Raw genomic sequence first — 17,096 nt, forward strand, 5'->3', positions numbered from 1 at the left:
CAGCTGCTAGCGGGTGCCCTTACGGCTCTGTACGCAAACGAAGCTCGATGCGGCGTTGACATCGCCCTTGCCGACGTACTTCGGCCAGCCGGGGTATTCGCATAGCGGGCGGGTGCGGCCGGGCACGCCGATGCTATCGGCGACGACCTGCCGGCGCGGCGCGCGGCCCTGTTCGACCCAGTCTTCCAGTGCGCTCAGCGAATCCCAGGCGGCGTTGAACACGGTGCTGGCGGCGTGGCCGTAGCCGGGGATCTCGTAGTAGCGCAGGAAGCGCTGTGTCTTGCCTGGGCCCATGTCGCGGCGCACACGCTCGTAATACTCGGCGGTGGCGCGGGTACTCACCAGTTGGTCGGAGGTACCGTGGGCCATGAGGATCTTGCCGCCGTTGCGGGCGAAGGCGGACAGGTCGGTCCGGTTTACGTCCTGGCGCAGCGACAGCTCGCTGATGCGCGCCTGCCACGGGCCGGGGTTCTGCGGGTCGAGGGTCAGCGAGTTGAAGGTGGGGTTGCGCGTCACGAAGAAGCGCACCCATTCATCCCAGAAGCCCGAATGGTAGGGCGCGCCCTCGGCGAAACCGGTGCCGTGCACGGGCATCGGGTAGCTCGGCTGCAGGGTGTTGAGGCCGAGGCGGTTGACCACCAGCTGCACGCCTTCACCCGGCCGGCCGAGGTCGGTACCCCAGGTGTTGAAGCCGGGGTAGTGGGTTTCACCGCTGGCCAGTGGGAAGTTGAAGCGAATCGGCGTATTGAACACCCGCAGCGCCTGGATCTGCGCATCCGAGAGGCAACGTTGCGAGGTGTCGGCACCGCCCGGGCAGCGCAGCGGTTTGCCATTGAGCTTGGCGCGGGCCGGGTCGAACTGCGCATTGCAGGCCGCCTGGTGGCTGATCACGCCGTCGCGCACGCCGTCCAGGCCATCGCAGGCCTGCATCGCGGCTTCCAGCAGTGCGGCGCGTTTCTCCAGGCTGGGAAAGGCGCCGGGCTGGGCAAGGGCGCGGGTAATGCGGCCGAACTGCAGGTCCAACGCCAGGGCGTTGTAAGCGGGGTAGAGCACGATGGCGCCGTTGAAGTCGGTCGGCCATTGCTGCACCACAGCCAGCGCCTCGCGGCCACCGGTGGAGCCGCCGGCGAAATAGCTGCGCTCGGGCGCGGCGCTGTAGCGTTGTTCGATCAGGTAGACGGCGGCATCGCGGGTTTTCTTCAGCGCGTCGTGGGCGTAGTTGGCCAGGGCTTCGTCGTTCCAGGCGAAGGCGCCGGGGCTCAGCGGATCGGCCACATGCCCGGAATCGCTGCCGAACACCGCGTAGCCACGGCCGAGCGGCGTGGGTTGATCGACCGGGCCGGCGGGTACGTTGCCGGCGACGTTCGGCACCGTGCCGTTGTAACCGCCGCCGCCGAACATCATCGCCTTGCGGTTCCACTGTTCGGGCAGCACCAGGCGCATGCGTATTGCCGGTGCGGCGGGATCGATCGGGCGAATCTCGGCGCTGAGGTCGCAGTAGGCGCCGAACGTCTGCGGTGCGCTGCCGCCGGCTGCCACCGAGCTCGCTGCGGTGACGCGGGCGCCGCTGGTGGGTAGGCCGATGGCCTGGGCCGGGATCTCGTGGCCGAGCAACTCGGTGCAGGTCGCCGCCTGCACGGCTTCGGCGGCAAACAACGCCAGCGCCAAGGGCGTCAGGCACAGCGCGCGGCGGGTAAACGGATTGCTACGGATAGGCATCATTGAGGCTTCCTTCTTGTTGTTGTCGAGCCGATGCGCCGGGTCGGGCGCATAAGCGCTCAAGCCAATGACATGCCAGCGGGCGGAGGGAAGGGTCGGCAGGCGATGGCCGGTCATCGCCGCTGGGGCGAGGGCTCTAGGGTGGGGATGCCGGAAGCAGTGGGGGAGGCAGAGCGCCGTCCAGCGCGGCGAAGCGCAGGTGAAACGATGTCCGGCGCGCTGGACGACTGTCCGTGGAGCCGGACATGACTACGGTGTTAGTTGTAGCGGCCGTTGATTCCGCCGACGCTGTAGCGCCCGGCACCGAGCAGCATGATCGCCAGTGCGCCGAACAGGAACAGGCCCTGCAGTTCGATGGCCCAGCCGCCCATCGGCCCGATGTCGAACAGTTCGGCGCGGTGCGCCAAGGCGAGGGCGACGACCATGTTGCCCAGCATCAGCAGGGCGCCGAGGCGGGTGTACAGGCCGAGGATCACCAGCAGCGGCCCGACCACTTCGCCCAGGTACACGCCATAGGCGAGAAACGTCGGCAGCCCCATGCCGCCGAGCATGCCGGCGATCCCGTCGACGCCATGCAGTAGTTTGTGGATGCCGTGCAGCAGCAACAGCACGCCGACCGAAAGCCTGAGAACCAGTTTGCCTGCATCGTCTGTCATCGGTGCGCGTCCCCTTGCGGCGCCGGGAGTCGGCGGCCCTGACTCCAATGTAGATCAGCCACTGTGACCTTGCCGCGTCGTCAACTACGGCCAAGCCGCGGTTTAGACCGCTCAGCGCTGGCTCAGGCCGTGTTGCTGCAGCTTGCTGTAGAGGCTGGCGCGGGAGATGCCGAGTTCCATGGCGGCGCGCCGACGGTTGCCCTTGCAAGCGGCCAGTGCGCTCTGCAGGGCGCGGCGCTCGGCCTGGGCGATGGTCTGTGCCAGTGGTTGCAGCGGCAGTTCTTCGCTCGGCGTGGCCTCGGTTGGCAGGGCAGCGCTTGGCGCGCTTGTCGCATAAGCCGGGGCATCGGCCGAACGTGCCTGCTCGCCGAGCAGCGGCAGCAGATGCGCCGCCTGTAGTTGCGGGCCATCGGCGGACAGCTGCGCGCGTTCCAGCAGGTTGCCCAGCTCACGCACGTTGCCGCGCCAGGGTTGCGCGCAGAGCAGCGCCAACGCCTCCGGGCTCAGCTCCATGGGTGGCTGCCCGGAGCGGTTGGCGATGTCGTCGAGCAGATGTTCGACCACGGCGGGGATATCGCTGCTGCGCTCGCGCAACGGCGGCACGCGCAGGGCGAGGACATTGAGGCGGTAGTAGAGGTCGTCGCGGAACTGGCCCGCAGCGACCTTGGCTTCCAGATCGATATGGGTGGCGGCGATCACCCGCACGTTGAGCGCCTTGACCTGGTTGGAGCCGAGCGGCTCGACTTCCTGCTCCTGCAGTACGCGCAAGAGCTTGGCCTGCAGCGGCAGCGGCAGGTCGCCGATCTCGTCAAGGAACAGCGTGCCGCCGTTGGCCACCTCGAACTTGCCGATGCGCGCCTTGCGGTCGGCGCCGGTAAAGGCGCCCGGCGCGGTGCCGAACAGTTCGGCCTCGACCAGGCTTTCCGGAATCGCCGCGACGTTGACCGCGACGAAGGGGCCGCGCGCCCGTGGCGACAGGTTGTGAATGCCCTGGGCCAGCAGCTCCTTGCCGGTGCCGGTTTCGCCGCGCAGCAGCACGGTGGCATCGAGCTGCGCGGCGCGCCGGGCCTGGCGCTTGATCTCGCTGGCGGCCGGGCTGTTACCGATGAAGCCGGCGATGGTGTAGCGCGCCCGGCGCGCCTTGGCCAATTCGTTCTGCGTGGCGACCAGCTGCGTCTGCAGGCTGGTGAACTTGGCCATCAGTGGCTTGAGGTGGCGGGCGCGGTCGAACAGCACGAAGCCCAGCGCGCCGACCAGGGTGCCGTCCTCATCGCGCAGCGGGATGCGGGTAACGACGAAGTGCTCGTCGCCAAAGGCCATCAGGTCGATCATGCTCGGCTGGCCGCTTTCCACCACCTCGCGCAGGCGGCTGGCCGGCAGCACTTCCTCGATCTCCTTGCCGAGCACGCTGGACGGATCGCGGATGCCGACCTTCTCGGCGTACTTGTCGTTGATCCAGACGATGCGCGCCTGACGGTTGACCGCGATGGTGCCCTCGCACTGCGCGTTCAGGTGATCGAACAGCAGCGGCATGGCCACGGCGCGGAAACGTTCCGGGGAAACGCCGACGATCAGGCCGTGGTTGTCGAGTGCGTCGCGGGCAATGCTCATGGGCAGTCAGGGTCCGTTCTGGGGCGACCGATTATGGTTGGCCCCGGCTGCCACGGGCAAGGCAGCCGGGGCATGCTCACGGCTGGGAATAGACTTCGTTCGGCAGCCAGGTGGCCAGCGGGGCGAAATAGAACACCAGGGCCAGGCCGATCAGCTGGATGACAATGTACGGCAGCACGCCGAGGTAGACATCGCGGGTGGTGATGCCCGGCGGGCAGACGCCCTTGATGTAGAACAGCGCGAAGCCCACTGGCGGGGTGAGAAACGAAGTCTGCAGGCAGAGCGCGAAGAGAATCGCGAACCACAGCGGATCGACGCCCATTGAGAACAGCACCGGCGCCACCAGCGGCAGGATGATCAGGGTGATCTCCACCCAGTCGAGGAAGAACCCCAGCAGGAAGGTGATCGCCAGCACGGTAAGCAGCACGCCGGTCTGGCCGAACGGCAGGCCGGTCAGCGCCGCGCGGATCACGTCGTCGCCACCCAGGCCGCGCAGCACGGCGGCGAACACCGTGGCGCCGATGAAAATGCCGAAGATGAAGGCGGCGGTGCGGCTGGTCTGGTACAGCGCATCCTTGAGCACCGGCAGGTTCAGCCGGCGGCTAGCTGCGGCCATCAACAGTGCACCGAAGGCGCCGACGGCGGAGGCCTCGGTGGTGGTGGCGATGCCAAAGAAGATCGAGCCGAGCACAGCGAAGATCAGTGCCAGCGGCGGCACCACGGCCCAGAACACGTCGAGCAGGGCACGGGCGTCGAGCTTCGGCCGGTTGACCGGTGCCGGGGCGAAGTCCTTCTTCAGCCAGGCGACGATCACGATGTAGAGGATGTACATCAGCGCCAGCATCATCCCCGGGATCAGCGCGCCCATGAACAGCTTGCCCACCGAGGCTTCCGAGGTGCCGAGGCGGTCGGCCATCAGCACCAGCATGATGCTCGGCGGAATGAGGATGCCCAGCGTGCCCACCGAGCAGGCGGTGCCCACCGCCAGGCTCTTGTTGTAGTTGGCCTGCAGCATCGGCCCGATGGAGAGCATGCCGAGCAACGCCACCGAGGCGCCGACGATGCCGGTGGAGGCGGCGAGCAGGATGCCGACCACCACCACCGTCACCGCATAGCCGCCGCGCAACGGGCCGAGCACGCGTACCAGGCTGTGCATCAGGCGTTCGGCGATGCCGGAGCGGTCGAGCATGATGCCCATGAAGATGAACAGTGGCAGGGCCACCATCAGTTCGTTGGCGACGATGCCGTAGATGCGCGCATCGAGCACGCCGATGGTGCCGTCCCAGGTAAACCAGAGATTGGCGTCGAAGTGTTCCACCAGCACATAGCCGAGCACGGCGAACAGCAGGCCGATGCCGGCCAGCGACCAGGCGACCGGGAAGCCGAGCAGCAGCAGGCCCATGAAGCTGGCGAACATGGCGATGACGAGGATTTCTTCCAGACCCATGATTGCGACTACTCCATCAGGGCTGCGAACGAGTGCGGTCGCGCTCGTCCGAGGGGGCCGTCAGGGCCCGCGGGAAATTGAACAGCAGGGTGCTGCAGCGCAGCGCGCGGGACAGCAGCGCCAGTGCCACCAGCACGAGGCCGATGGGCAGCACGCTCTTGAAGATGAAGCGGTAGGGCAGCCCACTGGGCGCCTGGGAGCGTTCGTTGTAGAGGTAGGCCTTGTAGGCGTAGGGGATCAGCGCATCGATCATCAGCACGATCACCGGCAGGGCCAGCAGCAGGATGGCGATCAGCTCGATCCAGGCCTGACTGCGCAGGCTGAAGCGCTCGCGTAGCACGTCGACGCGCACATGGTCGTCGCGCACCACGGCGTAGGCGAGGGCGAGCATCAGCGCGGCGCCGAACAGGTGCCAGGACAGTTCCTCCAGCGCAATGGAACCGCGCGAGAGGGCGAAGCGGCTGAACACGTTGGCCAGTACCACCAGCAGAACCGCCAGCCAGAGCCAGGCGCTGGCTTCGCCGATGGCCACCAGCAGGCGGTCCAGCGGCCGCGAAATACGGTTGTACGGCAGCGCGTCGGGCGCGGGCGTATCGGGAGAGACGGGCTTGAAGGACACGGCGGACCTCGGAATCTCGGCACAGGGATAGAAGGCGGGCACGCTGCCGTGCCCGCGGGTTACTGGCCTGTTTGGTAAGTCTGATCGGTCGATGTCGGCGCCCATTGCGCCGATACGGCGTTGCCGCTCATTGCCTCAACCCACTCACCGCACAGGCCACAGCGCACAGCCGTCAGTCGTACTTGTAGAAGTCGCGTGGCAGGTAGCCCATGCCGTGCCAGATCGAGTGGTGCTTCATGAACTCGCGCTGGCTGGTCAGTACGCGCTTGAACATCTCGTCCTTGGCGGCCATCTCGTCGAGCACCTTATCGGTGACCTTCTGCAGCTCGCGCAGTACCGGCTCGGGCAGCACCTGGGCCTTCACGCCCTGCTTCTGGTAGTCACGCAGGGCGGTCGGCTGAGCCCACTCGCTTTCGGCAAAACCCTTGAGGGTGGCCGACTCGCAGCCCATCTCGATGAGTGCGCGGCTTTCCGGCTTGAGCTTGTCCCAGACGTCCTTGTTCACCAGCAGGTGCGAGGTGGTCAGCGTCTGGTGCCAGCCGGGCATGATGTAGTTTTTGATGATCTGGTCCAGGCCCAGCATCTTGTCCACCGCCGGCTGCGAGAACTCGGTGGCGTCGATGGTCTTGCGCTCCAGCGCCTGGTAGATCTCGCCGCCCGGCACCATGGTCACCGAGGCGCCTAGCTTTTCCAGCACCTTGCCGCCGATGCCGGCGAAGCGGATACGCAGGCCGTCGAAGTCCTCCAGCTTCTCGATGGGCTTGGCGAACCAGCCGGCGCCTTCCGGGCCGATGATGCTGCACAGCATCGGGTGGATGTTGCGCTGGGCGTAGATTTCCTCGAGCAGTTTCTTGCCGTCACCCTGGTAGTACCAGGCCAGGTGCGCCGGCGGCTCCATGTTGAACGGCGCGCCGGAGTACAGCGGCAGGGCCGGAATGGTGCCCTGGTCGTAGCCGATCCAGGTGTAGCCGGCCGGGTACTTGCCGCTGCTCACCGCATCCATGATCTCGAACGGCGGCACCAGCTCGCCCGGCTCGTAGTAGCGCAGCTGGATGTCGCCGCCCGAGACGGCCTTGAGCGATTCGGAAAGGTGCTTGACTGGTGTGGAGAGGCCGATCAGGTGGGAAGGGAAAGCCAGCGGTACCTGCCAGCGGATCTTTTCCGCGGCGCTGGCGACGCCACTGAGCAGGCTGGCGCCGAGCAGGGTTGTGGCACCGATGGCGCAGGCGATACGGGAGAGTTTGTTCTTGGTCGACATGCAGGTTTCCTTCTTGTTGTTGTTCTGGTGCCCGAGGGCGGACGCGTAACCGCCCGTGGGTCGAGGGCGTTAACAGGCCAGAACAAGAACAGAGGCCGAGCCGATGCTGCCGATTCGGCGCCAGTCTTGTTCTTTGGTTTGTTCTGGCGTCGCAGGGTGGATTGCAGGTTCTGTGCCTATCACTCGCGATCGAGGAAAGGCGCGGTCTGCAGCGGCATTCGGATGCTTGCAGGGCGATAGCGGTGTCCGCTGTGGCAGACACTGCTCAGGTGAACATGCGGCGGTGTCTGGAGTTCTGGAACATGTCCAGTTTCATGGACGGCAGCAATGACTGACTGCTGGACAAACGAAATCCGGCGTTGCGCGGGGCGCGACGCCGGATGAAAGGAGTAGAGCGGAGGGTGTGCGATCAGCTGGCGGCTTGCTTGGCCAAGGTGCTTTCCAGGGCGCTGCGGCAACGCTCTTCGGCGGTGTCCAGCTCCAGCTGCATCTGCTGGATGTCGAGCAGTTGCTGCTCCAGCTGCTGGCGCCGCTCGGCGATCATCTGCAGCATGATGTTCAGCTGCTTCTGGTTGCCGGCCTTGGGGTCGTAGAGTTCGATCAGCGTCTTGCATTCGGCCAGCGAAAAGCCGATGCGCTTGCCGCGCAGGATCAGCTTCAGCGCGACGCGATCCTTGGGTGAATAGATGCGTTCCTGACCGCGGCGGGTCGGCCTGAGCATGCCCTGTTCTTCGTAGAAGCGGATGGCGCGAGTGGTGATATCCAGCTCGTTGGCCAGGTCGGAAATACTGTAGGTCTGTTTCGCCATGATTCTTCCGATCATCCTCTGTCGCGCCCGGCGAACCGGGCGCGTGTCTGCCAGCATGCCCTGCCGCGACGGTGCGCTCAGGGGCGTTCGACTGCCAAGGCTACTCCCTGGCCACCACCGATGCACAGTGTTGCCAGGCCCTTGCGAACATCGCGGCGCTGCATCTCGTGCAGCAGGGTCACCAGGATGCGGCAGCCCGAGGCGCCGATCGGGTGGCCGAGGGCGATGGCGCCGCCGTTCACGTTGACCTTATCGGCATCCCAGCCCAATTCCTTACCCACCGACAGCGCCTGCACGGCGAAGGCTTCGTTGGCTTCGATCAGGTCCAGCTCGGCCAGCGTCCAGCCGGCCTTGTCCAGGCAGCGACGGGTAGCCGTGACCGGGCCGATGCCCATGATCGCCGGGTCGACGCCGGCGTTGGCGTAGCCGGCGATCTTGGCCAGCACGGGCAGGCCCAGGGCCTCGGCCTTGCTGGCGCTCATCAGCACCACCGCGGCGGCGCCGTCGTTGAGGGTCGAGGCGTTGCCGGCGGTGACACAGCCGTCCTTCTTGAAGGCTGCACGCAGGCCGCCGAGGGATTCGGCCGTGGTGCCGGCGCGGGGCTGCTCGTCACGGGCGAAGGCGAGCGGGTCGCCCTTGCGCTGGGGAATCATGACCGGGGTGATCTCGGCATCGAAGCGGCCGCTTTCGATGGCGGCGGCGGCACGCTGCTGCGACTGCGCGGCGAAGGCGTCCTGCTGGGCGCGGTCGATGCCGTACTTTTCGGCCAGGTTCTCCGCGGTGATGCCCATGTGGTAGTCGTTGAAGGCGTCCCACAGGCCGTCGGTGATCATGGTATCGACGATCTGCGCGTGGCCCATGCGCAGGCCGGTGCGCGCGCCGGGCAGGACGTAGGGTGCCAGGCTCATGTTTTCCATGCCGCCGGCGATGATCACGTCGGCATCGCCACAGCGGATCGCCTGCACGGCCAGATGCACGGCCTTGAGGCCCGAACCGCAGACCTTGTTCAGCGTCATGGACGGTACCGCGTGGGGCAGGCCGGCCTTGATCGAGGCCTGGCGCGCGGTGTTCTGTCCGGCGCCGGCGGTGAGCACATGGCCGAGGATGACTTCATCAACCTGGGCCGGTTCGATGCCGGTCTTTTCCAGCAGGGCGCGGATCACGGTGGCGCCGAGTTCGACTGCCGGCACATTGGCCAGCGAGCCCTGGAAACTGCCGATGGCGGTGCGGGTTGCAGCTACGATGACGACGTCTTGCATGACGGACTCCGAATAAAAAGGCGCTACGCCGGGGCGTAACGCGAGGATCAGGCACGCGGCCTGGCTCCGGGAAAGGGTGCCCTCGAACGACAGGGGGCAAGCCGTTGGTCAGCGCGCTGGCAGACCGGTCGATGCCGCAGTATACGGGCGCCTGGGTGACTGGCCAGTGCTGGCGCGCCGCCGGCTCGGGGCGTTCGGGGCAGGCGGGAAGGCGCGGCGGGCAAGGGGTGCTCCGGCGTTCTTCCCGCACCCAGGTTTCAGCGCTGGATCGGGCTGCCGGTGGCCTCCTGCAGTTCGTCGAAGCTGACGCCTTCGGCCAGCTCCACCAGCTTCAGGCCCTGCTCGGTGACGTCCAGCACGCCGAGGTCGGTGATGATCCGGTCGACCACGCCGAGGCCGGTCAGCGGCAGGTCGCAGGCCGGCAGGATCTTGTGCGCGCCGCCCTTGGCGGTGTGCTCCATCAGCACCACGACGCGCTTGACGCCGGCTACCAGGTCCATCGCGCCGCCCATGCCCTTGACCATCTTGCCGGGGATCATCCAGTTGGCCAGATCGCCTTTTTCCGACACCTGCATGGCGCCGAGGATGGCCAGGTTGATGTGGCCGCCGCGGATCATGGCAAAGCTCTGCGCGTTGTCGAAGAAGCTCGAGCCGGGCAGGGCGGTGACGGTCTGCTTGCCGGCGTTGATCAGGTCCGGGTCGATCTCTTCCTCGGTCGGGAAGGGACCGATGCCGAGCAGGCCGTTCTCGCTCTGCAGCCAGACGTCCATGCCTTCGGGGATGTAGTTGGCCACCAGGGTCGGCAGGCCGATACCGAGGTTGACGTAGAAGCCGTCCTGCAGCTCCTGGGCGGCGCGTTGCGCCATCTGTTCACGTGTCCAGGCCATGGTCTCAGCTCCTCACCGTGCGTTTTTCGATGCGTTTTTCCGGGTTCGGGTTGTGCACGATGCGATGCACATAGATGCCCGGCAGGTGAATTTGGTCCGGGTCCAGCTCGCCGGTCTCGACGATCTCCTCCACCTCGACGACGCAGACCTCGCCGGCCATCGCTGCCAGCGGGTTGAAGTTGCGCGCGGTCTTGCGAAACAGCAGGTTGCCGGCCTTGTCGGCCTTCCACGCCTTGACCAGGGCCAGGTCCGCGGTCAGCGATTCCTCCATCACGTACCACTCGCCGTTGAACTGGCGGGTTTCCTTGCCTTCGGCCACCAGGGTGCCGTAACCGGTCTTGGTGTAGAACGCCGGGATGCCCGCGCCGCCGGCACGCAGCTTCTCGGCCAGGGTGCCCTGCGGGGTGAATTCCAGGGCCAGTTCGCCGGCCAGGTACTGGCGCTCGAACTCCTTGTTCTCACCCACGTAGGAGGAAACCATCTTGCTGATCTGCCGCGTTTCCAGCAGCAGGCCGAGACCGAAGCCGTCGACGCCGGCGTTGTTGCTGATGGCAGTCAGGTCCTTCTTGCCGCTGTCGCGCAGGGCGGCGATCAGCTGCTCGGGGATGCCGCACAGGCCGAAGCCGCCGACGGCGATGGTCATGCCGTCCTCGACCAGGCCTTCCAGGGCGTGGGCGGCGCTGGGGTAAATCTTGTTCATGAATTACCTCTACTTGTTGTTCTGTCTGTGCCGGGCGCTACCTGAGCGGCCGCCCGACGAATAGGGTGTAGCAAAATCGGTGCCGCTAACCGGCCTGCCTGGCGCGGGCGACCCGCGAACCGTTGGCACGCCCCAGCAGCTGGCTGATGCGCTGGCCGGCGCCGATCAACGCATCGAGGTCGATGCCGGTGGCTATGTCCAGCCCGTTGAACATGTACAGCACGTCTTCGCTGGCGACATTGCCGCTGGCGCCTTTGGCGTACGGGCAACCCCCGAGGCCGGCGACCGAGCTGTCGAACACGGCGATGCCCTCCAGCAGGCTGGCATAGATATTCGGCAGTGCCTGGCCGTAGGTGTCGTGGAAATGCCCGGCCAACCGCTCGCGCGGCACCTCACGGGCCACGGTATCGAACAGGGAGCGGGTCTTGCCCGGTGTGCCGGTGCCGATGGTGTCGCCCAGGGAAACCTCGTAGCAGCCCATGGCATACAGCTCGCGGGCGACTTCGGCCACCTTGGCTGGCGCCACTTCACCTTCGTAGGGGCAGCCGAGCACGCAGGAAACGTAGCCACGCACACGGATGTCCTGCTCGCGGGCAGCCTCCATCAGCGGGGCGAAGCGGGCCAGGCTCTCGGCGATGGAGCAGTTGATGTTCTTTTGCGAGAAGGCTTCGGAGGCCGCACCGAACACCGCGACCTCTTTCACGCCAGCTTCGATGGCCGCCTCCAGGCCCTTCATGTTCGGCGTCAGCGCCGCGTAGGTGACACCGGCCTTGCGCTGGATTTGCGCGAAGACCTCGGCGGAACCGGCCATCTGCGGCACCCACTTGGGCGAGACGAAGCTGCCGACTTCGATATAGGACAGCCCGGCGGCGCTGAGGTCGTCCACCAGGCGCACCTTGTCCGCCACGCTGATCGGCTGCTGCTCGTTCTGCAGGCCGTCACGCGGGCCGACTTCGACCAGCCGGACCTGTTTGGGCAGGCTCATATGTCCTCCTGGGGTGAGCGCGATTGGCGGGCTCACCGGTCTATGTGTGTCAGCCGAGGCGTCCGGCTACCGGTGGAAAAGCATGCGGCGTTTTCCACCCTACGGCCTTGCGTTCGTGCGTAGGGTGGACAACGGCGAAGCCTTGTCCACATTTGTGCATCCGTCAGGCCTCTTCCATCTCCAGCAGCACCGCGCCTTCGCTGACCATCTCGCCTTCGCTGCAGAACAGGCTCTTGACCACGCCTGCCTGGGCGCTGCGGATGCTGTGTTCCATCTTCATCGCTTCCAGCACGATCAGTGCGGTGCCGGCCTCGACATGCTGGCCGGCCTCCACCAATACACGAACGATGCTGCCGTTCATCGGTGCGGTCAGGCCGCCGTGATGCTGGTGGCTCGCTTCGGCTTCGGCGATGGGGTCGAAGGCGCGCACGGCCAGCCATTCGCCGTTCCACTGCAGATACAGCGCATCGCCCTGGCGGATCGCCTTGGGCGTGCGGACGTTTGGCTGCGGCGCTGCCGGATCGACCTTCAGTCGGCGGCTTTCGCCATTGCACTGCAGGTGCAGGCTGATCTGCGCCGGCATGCCGAAGCGCAGCCCGCTGCGCTTGGACCACGGCGAATGGGCATCGTCGCCGCGTACCTTGGTCGGTTCGGTCTGCACGAAGCACTCCGCAGCCTGCTGCCAGAAGGCATCAGATAGCTCGCCGGCCGGACGCAGCAGTTCGCTTTCGTGACGCGGGATAAAGGCGGTATCCAGCTCGGCCTCGGCGAAGGCGCGGTGGCCGACGACGCGGCGCAGGAACGCGAGGTTGGTGCGCACGCCGCCGACGGCGGTCTCGTCGAGCATGGCCAGCAGACGCAGGCGCGCTTCCTCGCGGTTCTCGCCCCAGGCGATCAGCTTGCCGAGCATCGGGTCGTAGAACGGCGACACGGTATCGCCCTCGGCAACGCCGCTGTCGACGCGACGGCCCGGGCCCTCCGCCGCTTCACGATATAGATCGAGGGTGCCGGTGGCGGGGAGGAAATCGTTGTCCGGATCCTCGGCGTACAGCCGTACCTCGATGGCGTGGCCGATCAGCGGCACTTGCTCCTGGCTGATCGGCAGCGGCTCGCCGCGGGCGACGCGAATCTGCCAGGCGACCAGATCGAGGCCGGTAATGGCCTCGGTGACCGGGTGCTCGACCTGCAGGCGGGTATTCATTTCCATGAAGAAGAATTCGCCACGGGCGTCGAGCAGAAATTCCACCGTGCCGGCACCGACGTAGCCGATGGCCTGGGCGGCCTTTACCGCGGCTTCACCCATGGCGCGGCGCAGTTCGGGCGTAAGACCGGGCGCTGGCGCCTCTTCAACCACTTTCTGATGGCGGCGCTGGATCGAGCAGTCGCGTTCGTTCAGGTACAGGCAGTTGCCGTGCTGGTCGGCGAAGACCTGGATTTCCACATGGCGCGGTTTGAGCACGTATTTCTCGACCAGCATGCGCCAATCGCCGAACGACGACTGCGCCTCGCGCTGGGCGGAAGCAAGAGCCTCGGCCAGGTCCGCCTCGCGCTCGACCACCTTCATGCCCTTGCCGCCACCGCCGGCGGTGGCCTTGAGCAGCACCGGATAGCCGATCTTCTCCGCGGCAGCACGGAAGGTTTCCACGTCCTGCGCCTCACCGTGGTAGCCCGGCACCAGCGGCACGCCGGCTTCCTCCATCAGCGCCTTGGCGGCGGACTTGCTGCCCATGGCGTCGATGGCGGAGGCGGGTGGGCCGAGGAAGATCAGCCCGGCCTGTTCGATGGCGCGGGCGAACTCGGCGTTCTCCGAGAGAAAGCCGTAGCCCGGGTGAATCGCCTGGGCGCCGCTGGCCTTGGCCGCATCGATCAGCTTGTCGATGCGCAGGTAGCTGTCGGCCGGCTTGGCGCCGCCGAGGTCGATGCGAATATCGGCCTCGCGGGCATGGCGCGCCGTTGCGTCGATGGCGCTGTGCACGGCAACGGTGGTCAGGCCCATGGCCTTGGCGGTGCGCATTACGCGGCAGGCGATCTCGCCGCGGTTGGCAACCAGGAGGGTCGTTATCATTTTTGTGATTCCTGCGTGGCCTGGAAGGCGTTTCCCCTCACCCTAGCCCTCTCCCCTGAGGGGCGAGGGGATGACGGAGTGGGGCGAAGCAATGAAGTGGTTCGGCAATGATTGGCGTGACCGGTTGATGTGCGATCAGCGGCATGAGCGCGGACGATATGGTTAGGCAGCCGCTCCCAAACCCCACACAACCCAACCCCATCTCCCTCTTGGGGAGCGGGCCGGGGCGAGGGGGAGTTGCTACGCACATGCACTCCCGCCCAGCCATTGCACAGACCAACTCCCTCTCCCCTTTGGGGAGAGGGCTGGGGTGAGGGGGCGGTGCTGCGGCCCTGCACAATCACCCTGCCACTGCACAAGCCAACATACTCTCCTCCTTGGGAAGAGTGCCGGGGAGCGGGCTGGGGCGAGGGGGCGTTGCTACGCACATGCACTCCCGCCCAGCCATTGCACAGACCAACTCCCTCTCCCCCTTGGGGAGAGGGCTGGGGTGAGGGGGCGGTGCCAAGGACCGACACAGCCGCCCGACCACCACACAACGCAACCCTCTCACCGCGCGTACGCGACAACGTATACGAGCGAGCACCCCACAGAAGCCCAGTCATCACGCGCGCTCCTGCCAGGCGGGCGTGCGTTTTTCCAGGAAGGCGCTCAGGCCCTCCTGACCTTCCGGGCTGGTGCGCAGGCGCGCAATGGCCTGTTCGGTGGTCTGGCGCAGGTCGGCGCTGAAATCGCCATCACCCACTTCCAGCAACAAGGCCTTGCAAGCCTTGAGCGCCTGCGGGCTGTTGAGCAGCAGGTTGTCGACCCACTGCTCGAGCGCGGCGTCCAGTTCACTGGCCGGGTAGGTCTCGGCGAGCAGGCCGAGTTCGCGGGCACGCTTACCGTCGAAGCGTTCGGCGGTCAGCGCGTAGCGGCGGGTGGCGCGCTCGCCGATGGCCTTGACCACATACGGGCTGATCACCGCGGGAGCGAGGCCGATGCGCACTTCCGACAGGCAGAACAGCGCGTCGCTGGCGCCGATGGCCATGTCGCAGCAGGCGATCAGCCCCAGCGCGCCGCCGAAGGCCGCGCCCTGCACCACGGCCAGGGTCGGCTGCGGCAGCTGGTAGAGGCGCTGCATCAGCTCGCCGAGTTTATGGGCATCAGCGAGATTGGCCTGGTAGTCGAGCTTGGCCGACTCGCGCATCCAGCCCAGATCGGCGCCGGCGGAGAAATGCTTGCCGCGCCCGCGCAGGATCAAGAAGTGGATGCTGGCATCGTCCTGCACCTGGGCCAGGGCCGCGTTCAATTCGCCGATCACCCGGGCGTCGAAAGCATTGTTCTTGTCCGCGCGGTTGAGCCAGAGGGTGGCCACGCCGCGCGCGTCTTTGTTCAGTTCGATGGTCTGGAAATCGGTCATCTCGGCATCCTCGATGCGACTGCAGTCGCCGGCGCGTTCGGCTGCCGGCGGCACGGATTACATGCGGAACACGCCGAAGCGGGTCGGCTCGATCGGCGCATTCAGCGCGGCGGACAACGCCAGCCCGAGCACCTCGCGGGTCTGCGCCGGGTCGATCACGCCGTCGTCCCACAGACGCGCGCTGGAGTAATAGGGATGGCCCTGGCGCTCGTACTGCTCGAGGATCGGCTGCTTGATGGCGGCTACCTCGTCGTCGCCGAGACTCTTGCCGGCGCGTTCGCTTTGCTCCTGCTTGACCTGGGCGAGCACCCCGGCGGCCTGTTCGCCGCCCATCACCGCGATCCGTGCGTTGGGCCACATCCACAGGAAGCGCGGGTCGTAGGCGCGCCCGCACATGCCGTAGTTGCCGGCACCGAAGCTGCCACCGATGAGCACGGTGAACTTCGGCACCTGGGCGCAAGCCACCGCGGTGACCAGCTTGGCGCCGTGCTTGGCGATGCCGCCGGCCTCGTATTTCTGCCCGACCATAAAGCCGGTGATGTTCTGCAGGAACAGCAGCGGGATGCCGCGCTGGCAGGCCAGTTCGATGAAGTGCGCGCCTTTCTGCGCCGCCTCGGCGAAGAGGATGCCGTTGTTGGCGAGGATGGCGATCGGGTAGCCGTGCAGGTGGGCGAAACCGCAGACCAGGGTGGTGCCGAACAGCGCCTTGAATTCATCGAACTCGCTGCCGTCCACCAGCCGCGCGATCACTTCGCGCACGTCGTAGGGTTGCTTGGCCTGCGCCGGAATTACGCCGTACAGCTCGTCGGCGGCATACAGCGGTGCGCGCGGCTCGCGGGTCTGCAGCTGCCCAAGCTTGCGCCAGTTGAGGTTGGCCACGCAGCGGCGGGCGATGGAAAGGGCGTGCTCGTCGTTCTCGGCGTAGTGGTCGGCGACGCCCGAGGTCTTGCAGTGCACGTCGGCGCCGCCCAGCTCCTCGGCGGTTACCACTTCGCCGGTGGCGGCTTTGACCAGCGGCGGGCCGGCGAGAAAGATGGTCGCCTGGTTGCGCACCATGATGGTCTCGTCGGCCATCGCCGGCACATAGGCGCCGCCGGCAGTGCAGGAACCCATGACCACGGCGATCTGCGGGATGCCCATGGCGCTCATATTGGCCTGGTTGAAGAAGATGCGGCCGAAGTGCTCGCGGTCCGGGAACACCTCGTCCTGACGCGGCAGGTTGGCGCCGCCGGAGTCCACCAGATAGATGCAGGGCAGACGATTCTCGCGGGCGACGGTCTGCGCGCGCAGGTGCTTTTTCACCGTCAGCGGGTAGTAGGTGCCGCCTTTCACGGTGGCGTCGTTGGCGATGATCATGCACTCGATGCCTTCGACGCGGCCGATACCGGCGACCACGCCGGCGGCGGCGACGTCTTCGCCGTAGACCTCATGGGCGGCCAGCGGGGCGAGTTCGAGAAAGGCCGAGCCGGCATCGAGCAGGGTGTCGATGCGCTCGCGCACCAGTAGCTTGCCGCGCGAGACATGGCGCTGCTGGGCGGTGGCGCCGCCGCCTTCGCTGACGCGGCCGAGCAGGGCGCGCAGGTCGTTCACCTGTTCGAGCATCGCCGCGCTGTTGGCGGCGAACTCCGGTGAACGGATATTGATCTGGGTGTGCAGGATGGCCATGGTTGGCTCCGTTCA

14 protein-coding genes are annotated in these 17,096 nt (G+C 66.7%); all 14 read right to left on the minus strand.

All coding sequences use genetic code 11. From position 1 onward, the window contains the following. Positions 1–6: 6 nt before the first annotated feature. On the minus strand, positions 7–1,722 hold the full coding sequence (locus PSEST_RS05195; protein WP_041756919.1) for a tannase/feruloyl esterase family alpha/beta hydrolase: 1,716 nt from the start codon (positions 1,720–1,722) through the stop codon (positions 7–9). 254 nt (positions 1,723–1,976) lie between these two features. Beyond that, positions 1,977–2,375 carry a DoxX family protein gene (locus PSEST_RS05200; RefSeq protein ID WP_015275961.1) on the minus strand — a complete coding sequence of 133 codons (399 nt, stop codon included), beginning with the start codon at positions 2,373–2,375 and terminating at the stop codon, positions 1,977–1,979. 111 nt (positions 2,376–2,486) lie between these two features. Then, entirely contained in the window at positions 2,487–3,986 is a 1,500-nt protein-coding gene (locus PSEST_RS05205) for a sigma-54 interaction domain-containing protein (RefSeq protein WP_015275962.1), read from the minus strand. A 76-nt stretch (positions 3,987–4,062) separates the two neighbouring features. Then, a complete protein-coding gene (locus tag PSEST_RS05210; protein ID WP_015275963.1) occupies positions 4,063–5,433 on the minus strand; it encodes a TRAP transporter large permease in 1,371 nt (456 codons plus the stop codon). A 16-nt stretch (positions 5,434–5,449) separates the two neighbouring features. Further along, positions 5,450–6,052, minus strand: a complete 603-nt coding sequence (locus tag PSEST_RS05215) for a TRAP transporter small permease subunit (RefSeq protein WP_015275964.1) — start codon at positions 6,050–6,052, stop codon at positions 5,450–5,452. A gap of 172 nt (positions 6,053–6,224) precedes the next feature. Next, a complete protein-coding gene (locus tag PSEST_RS05220) occupies positions 6,225–7,310 on the minus strand; it encodes a TRAP transporter substrate-binding protein (RefSeq protein ID WP_015275965.1) in 1,086 nt (361 codons plus the stop codon). Between the two features lie 409 nt (positions 7,311–7,719). Next, entirely contained in the window at positions 7,720–8,118 is a 399-nt protein-coding gene (locus PSEST_RS05225; RefSeq protein WP_015275966.1) for a MerR family transcriptional regulator, read from the minus strand. 77 nt (positions 8,119–8,195) lie between these two features. Continuing rightward, the gene (locus tag PSEST_RS05230) at positions 8,196–9,377 is read right to left on the minus strand and encodes an acetyl-CoA C-acetyltransferase (protein ID WP_015275967.1); all 1,182 of its coding nucleotides are present in this window, start codon (positions 9,375–9,377) and stop codon (positions 8,196–8,198) included. A 257-nt stretch (positions 9,378–9,634) separates the two neighbouring features. After that, positions 9,635–10,264, minus strand: a complete 630-nt coding sequence (locus PSEST_RS05235; RefSeq protein ID WP_003280093.1) for a CoA transferase subunit B — start codon at positions 10,262–10,264, stop codon at positions 9,635–9,637. A 4-nt stretch (positions 10,265–10,268) separates the two neighbouring features. Continuing rightward, positions 10,269–10,964 (minus strand): CoA transferase subunit A, encoded by a 696-nt coding sequence (locus tag PSEST_RS05240; protein ID WP_003294550.1) that lies wholly within the window; start codon positions 10,962–10,964, stop codon positions 10,269–10,271. An 85-nt stretch (positions 10,965–11,049) separates the two neighbouring features. Beyond that, positions 11,050–11,949 (minus strand): hydroxymethylglutaryl-CoA lyase, encoded by a 900-nt coding sequence (locus PSEST_RS05245; protein ID WP_015275968.1) that lies wholly within the window; start codon positions 11,947–11,949, stop codon positions 11,050–11,052. A gap of 163 nt (positions 11,950–12,112) precedes the next feature. Beyond that, positions 12,113–14,014, minus strand: a complete 1,902-nt coding sequence (locus PSEST_RS05250; RefSeq protein ID WP_015275969.1) for an acetyl/propionyl/methylcrotonyl-CoA carboxylase subunit alpha — start codon at positions 14,012–14,014, stop codon at positions 12,113–12,115. A 604-nt stretch (positions 14,015–14,618) separates the two neighbouring features. Next, positions 14,619–15,416 carry a gamma-carboxygeranoyl-CoA hydratase gene (locus PSEST_RS05255; protein WP_015275971.1) on the minus strand — a complete coding sequence of 266 codons (798 nt, stop codon included), beginning with the start codon at positions 15,414–15,416 and terminating at the stop codon, positions 14,619–14,621. 57 nt (positions 15,417–15,473) lie between these two features. Continuing rightward, positions 15,474–17,081 carry a carboxyl transferase domain-containing protein gene (locus PSEST_RS05260; RefSeq protein ID WP_015275972.1) on the minus strand — a complete coding sequence of 536 codons (1,608 nt, stop codon included), beginning with the start codon at positions 17,079–17,081 and terminating at the stop codon, positions 15,474–15,476. Positions 17,082–17,096 lie beyond the last annotated feature (15 nt).

Origin of the sequence: Stutzerimonas stutzeri RCH2 (assembly GCF_000327065.1) — a bacterium.
Lineage (GTDB): Bacteria > Pseudomonadota > Gammaproteobacteria > Pseudomonadales > Pseudomonadaceae > Stutzerimonas > Stutzerimonas stutzeri_AE.

Coding starts and splice junctions, on each gene's coding strand:
- PSEST_RS05195 (WP_041756919.1), bottom strand. CDS start 1,722: ATGATGCCTATCCGTAGCAATCCGTTTACCCGCCGCGCGCTGTGCCTG.
- PSEST_RS05200 (WP_015275961.1), bottom strand. CDS start 2,375: ATGACAGACGATGCAGGCAAACTGGTTCTCAGGCTTTCGGTCGGCGTG.
- PSEST_RS05205 (WP_015275962.1), bottom strand. CDS start 3,986: ATGAGCATTGCCCGCGACGCACTCGACAACCACGGCCTGATCGTCGGC.
- PSEST_RS05210 (WP_015275963.1), bottom strand. CDS start 5,433: ATGGGTCTGGAAGAAATCCTCGTCATCGCCATGTTCGCCAGCTTCATG.
- PSEST_RS05220 (WP_015275965.1), bottom strand. CDS start 7,310: ATGTCGACCAAGAACAAACTCTCCCGTATCGCCTGCGCCATCGGTGCC.
- PSEST_RS05225 (WP_015275966.1), bottom strand. CDS start 8,118: ATGGCGAAACAGACCTACAGTATTTCCGACCTGGCCAACGAGCTGGAT.
- PSEST_RS05230 (WP_015275967.1), bottom strand. CDS start 9,377: ATGCAAGACGTCGTCATCGTAGCTGCAACCCGCACCGCCATCGGCAGT.
- PSEST_RS05235 (WP_003280093.1), bottom strand. CDS start 10,264: ATGGCCTGGACACGTGAACAGATGGCGCAACGCGCCGCCCAGGAGCTG.
- PSEST_RS05240 (WP_003294550.1), bottom strand. CDS start 10,964: ATGAACAAGATTTACCCCAGCGCCGCCCACGCCCTGGAAGGCCTGGTC.
- PSEST_RS05245 (WP_015275968.1), bottom strand. CDS start 11,949: ATGAGCCTGCCCAAACAGGTCCGGCTGGTCGAAGTCGGCCCGCGTGAC.
- PSEST_RS05250 (WP_015275969.1), bottom strand. CDS start 14,014: ATGATAACGACCCTCCTGGTTGCCAACCGCGGCGAGATCGCCTGCCGC.
- PSEST_RS05255 (WP_015275971.1), bottom strand. CDS start 15,416: ATGACCGATTTCCAGACCATCGAACTGAACAAAGACGCGCGCGGCGTG.
- PSEST_RS05260 (WP_015275972.1), bottom strand. CDS start 17,081: ATGGCCATCCTGCACACCCAGATCAATATCCGTTCACCGGAGTTCGCC.